Consider the following 5,480-nt stretch of genomic DNA (forward strand, 5'->3'; position numbering starts at 1 on the left):
GGCTATAATCTGGCTTTTCTTTGTGAAACATGGCCTTACCTCACAAACCGTTTTCTTTTAGTATACTCCTAAACAGAGCAAAAAGCTCTTAGAAACCAATTTCTAAGAGCTTTGTCTTCAGTCTGAAACCGGAATATTTTTATTCCGGTTTATAAAATATTAGAAAATATCGTCAAAAAGTGATAATTGATTGTCTTCAGGCATATTGCCAAGAATGCCCATATCACTCATCTTTTCAACTAAGGTAGAAGAAAGACCGCCGCGCCTGCGCAACTCGGTTTTAGAAAGAAACTCTCCCTCACTGCGTGCTTTAACAATCTGTCTGGCAACGTTTTCGCCCAAGCCTTCTAAAGCTACAAAGGGCGGTATCAACGTATCTCCGTCAATGAGGAATTCAGTAGCATCACTTCGGTACAAATCCAGCTGTCCAAATTTAAAGCCGCGCTCCAGCATTTCATTGACAATTTCCAGAGTTGTAAAAAGATCAATTTCAACATTGGAAGCTTCATTGTTGCGCCTTTTCTGGCTAATATCAGCCATGCGCGCCTTAACAGCATTAAGACCGGCACTCATAGTCTTGAGTTCAAAGGCCTTGGCACGAATAGAGAAGTACGCACAATAGTAATAAATAGGATAGTGGACTTTGAAATAAGCAACACGCAGAGCCATCAAAACGTAAGCTGCTGCATGGGCCTTGGGGAACATATACTTAATCTTTCCGCAGGATTCAATGTACCAGTCAGGGACATTATTTTCACGCATCGCTGCAATATAGCCGTTGCGCTCTTCTTCGGAAATTTTCAGCCAGGCTCCCTTACGCACACGCTCCATAATGGTAAAAGCCATCTTCGGCTCTAAGCCGGCGTGCATCAGATAAACCATGATATCGTCACGGCAGCCGATAACTGTAGACAAAGTAGCAATCCCCTGCTTAATCAGATCCTGAGCATTCCCCAGCCAGACGTCCGTTCCATGAGAAAGACCTGAGAGCTGCAAAAGCTCGGCAAAAGTTGTAGGGTGCGTTTCATCAACCATACCGCGGACAAAATTGGTTCCAAACTCGGGAATCCCAAGCATTCCCGTCGATGTTCCAATCTGTTCCTCAGTGACTCCCAGAACATCTGTCCCTGAGAAAAGTTTCATGACATCCGGATCATCAGCCGGAATCTCTTTGGGATTGATACCGGACAAATCCTGCAGTTTTCGAATCATCGTCGGGTCATCATGCCCGAGAACATCAAGCTTCAGGACATTTTCATCAATATCATGGAAGTTAAAGTGGGTCGTCTGCCATTCAGCAGTCAAATCATCAGCCGGATACTGAACAGGTGTAAAATCATAGACATCCATGTAATTAGGGATAACAACAATACCTCCCGGATGCTGACCAGTGGTCCGTTTCACACCGGCTGAACCCTGAGCCAATCTATCAACCTCAGCATCCCGGTAAAATTTGCCGTAGTCCCTCTCATAGCCTTTAACAAAGCCATAAGCCGTCCTGTCCGCGACAGTACCTACAGTACCCGCACGAAAGGCATATTCTTCTCCAAAAATATCGCGGACATCCAAGTGAGCGCTCGGCTGGTCATCTCCTGAAAAGTTCAGATCGATATCGGGAACCTTATCCCCATCAAAGCCTAAGAAGGTTTCAAAAGGAATATCCTGTCCGTCTTTTTGATATTTGTGACCGCACTCAGGACAATTCTTATCAGGCAGGTCATAGCCGGAGCCGACAGAGCCGTCGGTAATAAATTCGGAATGCTTGCAATTAGGGCAAATATAATGAGGCGGCATCGGATTAACTTCTGTAATCCCGATCATGGTGGCTACAAAACTGGAGCCGACAGAGCCGCGCGAGCCAACCAAGTAGCCGCGTTTGTTAGAGCGTTCAACCAACATCTGCGAAGCTAAGTAAATCACCGCAAAGCCATTCCCTAGAATAGAGGTCAGTTCTTTTTCGATGCGCAGATCAATAATGTCAGGCAGAGGATTGCCATAGATTTCAAAGGCCTTTTCATAGGTCATCTCAGCAACTTTTTCTTCGGCATTTTCGATAAAAGGTGTATAAAGATCTCCTTTAACAACCTCAACATCTTCAAAGCGCTCTGCCATTGCATTGGGATTTTTGATCACAATTTCGCGTGCCAAGTCTTCTCCTAAGAAGGCAAAATCATCCAGCATTTCATTTGTCGTTCGAAAATGCGCCTCAGGCAAGGGAGCCGGCTGGGCATTTTCGCCGCGGCCGATGGGCCGGTTTATCACCGCTCCCTGACCCAGACTTCTGACGATAATCTCACGGTAAATCCCATCTTCCGGCTCCAGATAATGAACATCACCTGTTGCCAGAACCGGCTTGTCCAAACGCCGTCCAACTTCAATCAGATCCTTGATAATCTGCTCAAGGCCTGCTTCATCTTTGACCAATTCGCGAGCCAGCAGGGGCTTATAGAGGGCAGGCGGCATAACCTCGATAAAATCATAGTACTTGGCAGCTTCAACAGCTGCATCAATCCCATTTGATAAAACAGCATCAAAAACTTCACCGTCTGCGCAGGCCGTCCCCAGTAAAAGCCCGTCGCGGTACTCATCAAGTACCGTTCTTGGTATTCTGGCCACACCGGCAAAGTAAGTGACGTTCGACAGACTGACCAGTTTAAAAAGATTTTTCAGACCTTTTTGATTGAGCACATAAATAGTCGTATGTTTAACCCGGGCTTTCTTGTAAGAATCATCATCAACAATTTTGGTATTCAAGTCCAAAAGATTGGTAACCCCATGTTTTTCTCTTGCTTCCCTAAGAAAGATAAACAGCAGGCGGCCTGTTGCTTCCGCATCATAATTGGCCATGTGGTGATGCTCCAAAGACACCTGAAACCGTTTCGTTAAAGGTCCCAAGCCATGGCGCTTGTATTCTGGATAAAGATTGCGGGCAAATTCTAAGGTATCAATAACAGGCTGTGTGATTATAGGCAGACCATTTCGCTCATAATTTGCATTCATAAAGCCAACGTCAAAGGTTGCATTGTGGGCCACTAAAACCGTTCCCTGGCAAAAGGCCTGAAACTCTTGTAAAACCTGCAAAAGCGGTTTTGCTCCTTTAACATGCTGGTCAGTAATACCTGTCAGATCAGTCGTGAACTGGCTGATAGGATAGCCCGGATCAATAAATTCATCAAACTGCTCAACAATATTTCCCTTGTACATCTTCGATGCAGCAATTTGAATCAAATCGTTATTAACAGCTGAAAGGCCTGTTGTTTCCACGTCAAAAACAACATAGGTCTCCTCGTTCATGTCCAGAGCAATTTCATTATAGGTGATAGGCACGCGGTCTTCGACAAGATTTGCCTCCAAGCCAAACAGCACCTTGATACCATTCTTTTTACCGGCATGATAGCCATGAGGAAAGCTCTGCACATTCGCATGGTCAGTAATCGCTACTGCCGGATGTCCGAACTGAGCCGCCTTGGCCACCAGCTGTTCAACGGTTGGCAGAGCATCCATCGTGGACATATTCGTATGAGCGTGGAATTCAACACGCTTTTCTCCTTCAGGCATTAAGTCCTTGCGTTCCTGGTGGACAATCGTCTTGACATTCTGCACATTCATGGTCAAGGCCTTTGTAAAGGGATTATTCTCAATGTTCCCGCGTACCCGCAGCCAAGACCCTTTGGTAATCATGTCGTATTTTTTGAGCTCTTCCTCATCTTTCACCCATTTTTGCATAGGGAAGCTGGAAGTATAATCCGTCATTTTAAAATTAATAATATGACGGCCGGTTCTTGTTGTCTTACGTTCAACATCAAAAACCATTCCCTCAAAGGTAATGCGGTTTTCTTCTGTTTCAATGTCAGCCATAGGCGTAATATCTGCCTTTTCAAAGGCTCTTTGCCGCTCCTTAACCCGTTCTTTAAAATCATAAGCAGGTTTAGGCGCTTCCTCAGCAGGTGGCATGGAGGCTTCCAGTGATTTCTGCACCTGGATGGCTTCTTGACTAGCCTTTTGGATTTGCTGCTCTCGGGAAGACTCAAAATGAGTTTTGAGCTCTTGCGTCATTGCCTGATCAGAAACAATGTCAAATTTCAGCTTTCCAAAACCAAAACGCTCAAATTGCTCTTCCAGCTTAGGCAGATGATTTTGGCGGAAATGATCATTATTAACAAATTGCGGTGCTGCAATTAGAACCTTATTCCCATCATAAGAAATTTTTAAATGAGAAAAAGAACTCTTAAAGCTGGCACTGTTGCAAGAAGGCAGCTCAAAAGCTTCTTGATAATAAGCTTGCAGGAGTTCATCAGAAAAGTCAGGCTGATTCACCTCAATGTCAAAAACAGCCTTAATATCAGCTTTTTCAAAACTGGAAACCAAACGGCTCGATAATTCCCGATAAAAATCAATCGGTAAGATGGCATCAAAAGAAAAGCGAAAATCCCAGACACGGCTCTCAGGCCAAACTTTCACTTCCACAATATCGGCAGATGAAAAAGCCCTTGAAGTTTTCATTTCAAGCGGCATTTCAATCTGATCCATCAGTTTTTTAAACATTTCTGACATATCAATTCCTCACAATTACTAGCTCTATTTTATCATAATTCGAAACTATTGACGAGACAAAAGTCAAAACTTCCATTGCAAGCTCTGTGCACTGTGAACAGACAAGGACTAAATACAGCAACTAACACCATCTTCTGGAGATGAGCATTGATATTTGGGCAGTTGCCAAATTGATGGGGCATAAAGATATTAAGCAAATCACTGAAACTTATGGGTATTTAGCTGCAGAAAAGGCAGAAGAAGAAATAATTAAGCGAGAAGTTTTTTACAGCATTTGAACTAAAACATGAAAGTTGACCAAAAAAAAGAAAAAAGCCTTCAAACAATGGTTTGAAGACTCTAAACTATACCGGCGGCCGGGGTCGAACCGGCACGTCCGTGAGGACACTGGATTTTGAGTCCAGCGCGTCTGCCAATTCCGCCACGCCGGCTAGTATAAGTAAGAACTGGGGTAGCTGGATTCGAACCAGCGCATGAGGGAGTCAAAGTCCCTTGCCTTACCGCTTGGCTATACCCCAATAACAATAATAAAGGCGAGTGATGGGGATCGAACCCACGCATGCCAGAGCCACAATCTGGTGTGTTAACCACTTCACCACACCCGCCAAAATACTATTAACACGGGCAGTAGGAATTGAACCCACACTGAAGGTTTTGGAGACCTTAGTTCTACCTTTAAACTATGCCCGTAAGGTATGGAAGGGGAGGGATTCGAACCCCCGAACCCGAAGGAGCGGATTTACAGTCCGCCGCGTTTAGCCTCTTCGCTACCCTTCCTAAAAATTATATGCTATGGCGCGGGACGGAATCGAACCGCCGACACATGGAGCTTCAATCCATTGCTCTACCAACTGAGCTACCGAGCCTGACTTATTGCGGGAGCAGGATTTGAACCTACGACCTTCGGGTTATGAGCCCGACGAGCT

Annotated in this window: 1 protein-coding gene, 6 tRNA genes and 1 pseudogene; 1 reads left to right on the top strand and 7 read right to left on the bottom strand. The window is 44.9% G+C overall.

All coding sequences use genetic code 11. From position 1 onward, the window contains the following. Window positions 1-159: 159 nt before the first annotated feature. Complete coding sequence (locus AC4HAF_RS10095) at window positions 160-4,554, bottom strand: PolC-type DNA polymerase III (protein WP_491097657.1); 4,395 nt, start codon at window positions 4,552-4,554, stop codon at window positions 160-162. 131 nt (window positions 4,555-4,685) lie between these two features. Between AC4HAF_RS10095 and AC4HAF_RS10100 the strand changes: the two are divergent. Further along, window positions 4,686-4,832: pseudogene (locus tag AC4HAF_RS10100) on the top strand (site-specific integrase); the annotation flags it as partial. A gap of 69 nt (window positions 4,833-4,901) precedes the next feature. Here the strand turns inward: AC4HAF_RS10100 and AC4HAF_RS10105 are convergent. The 6 genes from AC4HAF_RS10105 to AC4HAF_RS10130 all read right to left on the bottom strand — a co-directional run bounded on the left by AC4HAF_RS10105 (window position 4,902) and on the right by AC4HAF_RS10130 (window position 5,420). Continuing rightward, window positions 4,902-4,985: transfer RNA gene (locus AC4HAF_RS10105), tRNA-Leu, on the bottom strand. 15 nt (window positions 4,986-5,000) lie between these two features. Further along, window positions 5,001-5,072: transfer RNA gene (locus tag AC4HAF_RS10110), tRNA-Gln, on the bottom strand. Between the two features lie 14 nt (window positions 5,073-5,086). Continuing rightward, window positions 5,087-5,159 (bottom strand) — tRNA-His (locus AC4HAF_RS10115). A gap of 14 nt (window positions 5,160-5,173) precedes the next feature. Continuing rightward, window positions 5,174-5,244 (bottom strand) — tRNA-Trp (locus tag AC4HAF_RS10120). Window positions 5,245-5,250: 6 nt separating this feature from the next. Beyond that, window positions 5,251-5,331, bottom strand: a tRNA-Tyr gene (locus AC4HAF_RS10125). Between the two features lie 16 nt (window positions 5,332-5,347). After that, window positions 5,348-5,420, bottom strand: a tRNA-Phe gene (locus AC4HAF_RS10130). Window positions 5,421-5,480 lie beyond the last annotated feature (60 nt).

It is taken from the genome of Streptococcus sp. ELY_90 (genome assembly GCF_058314475.1).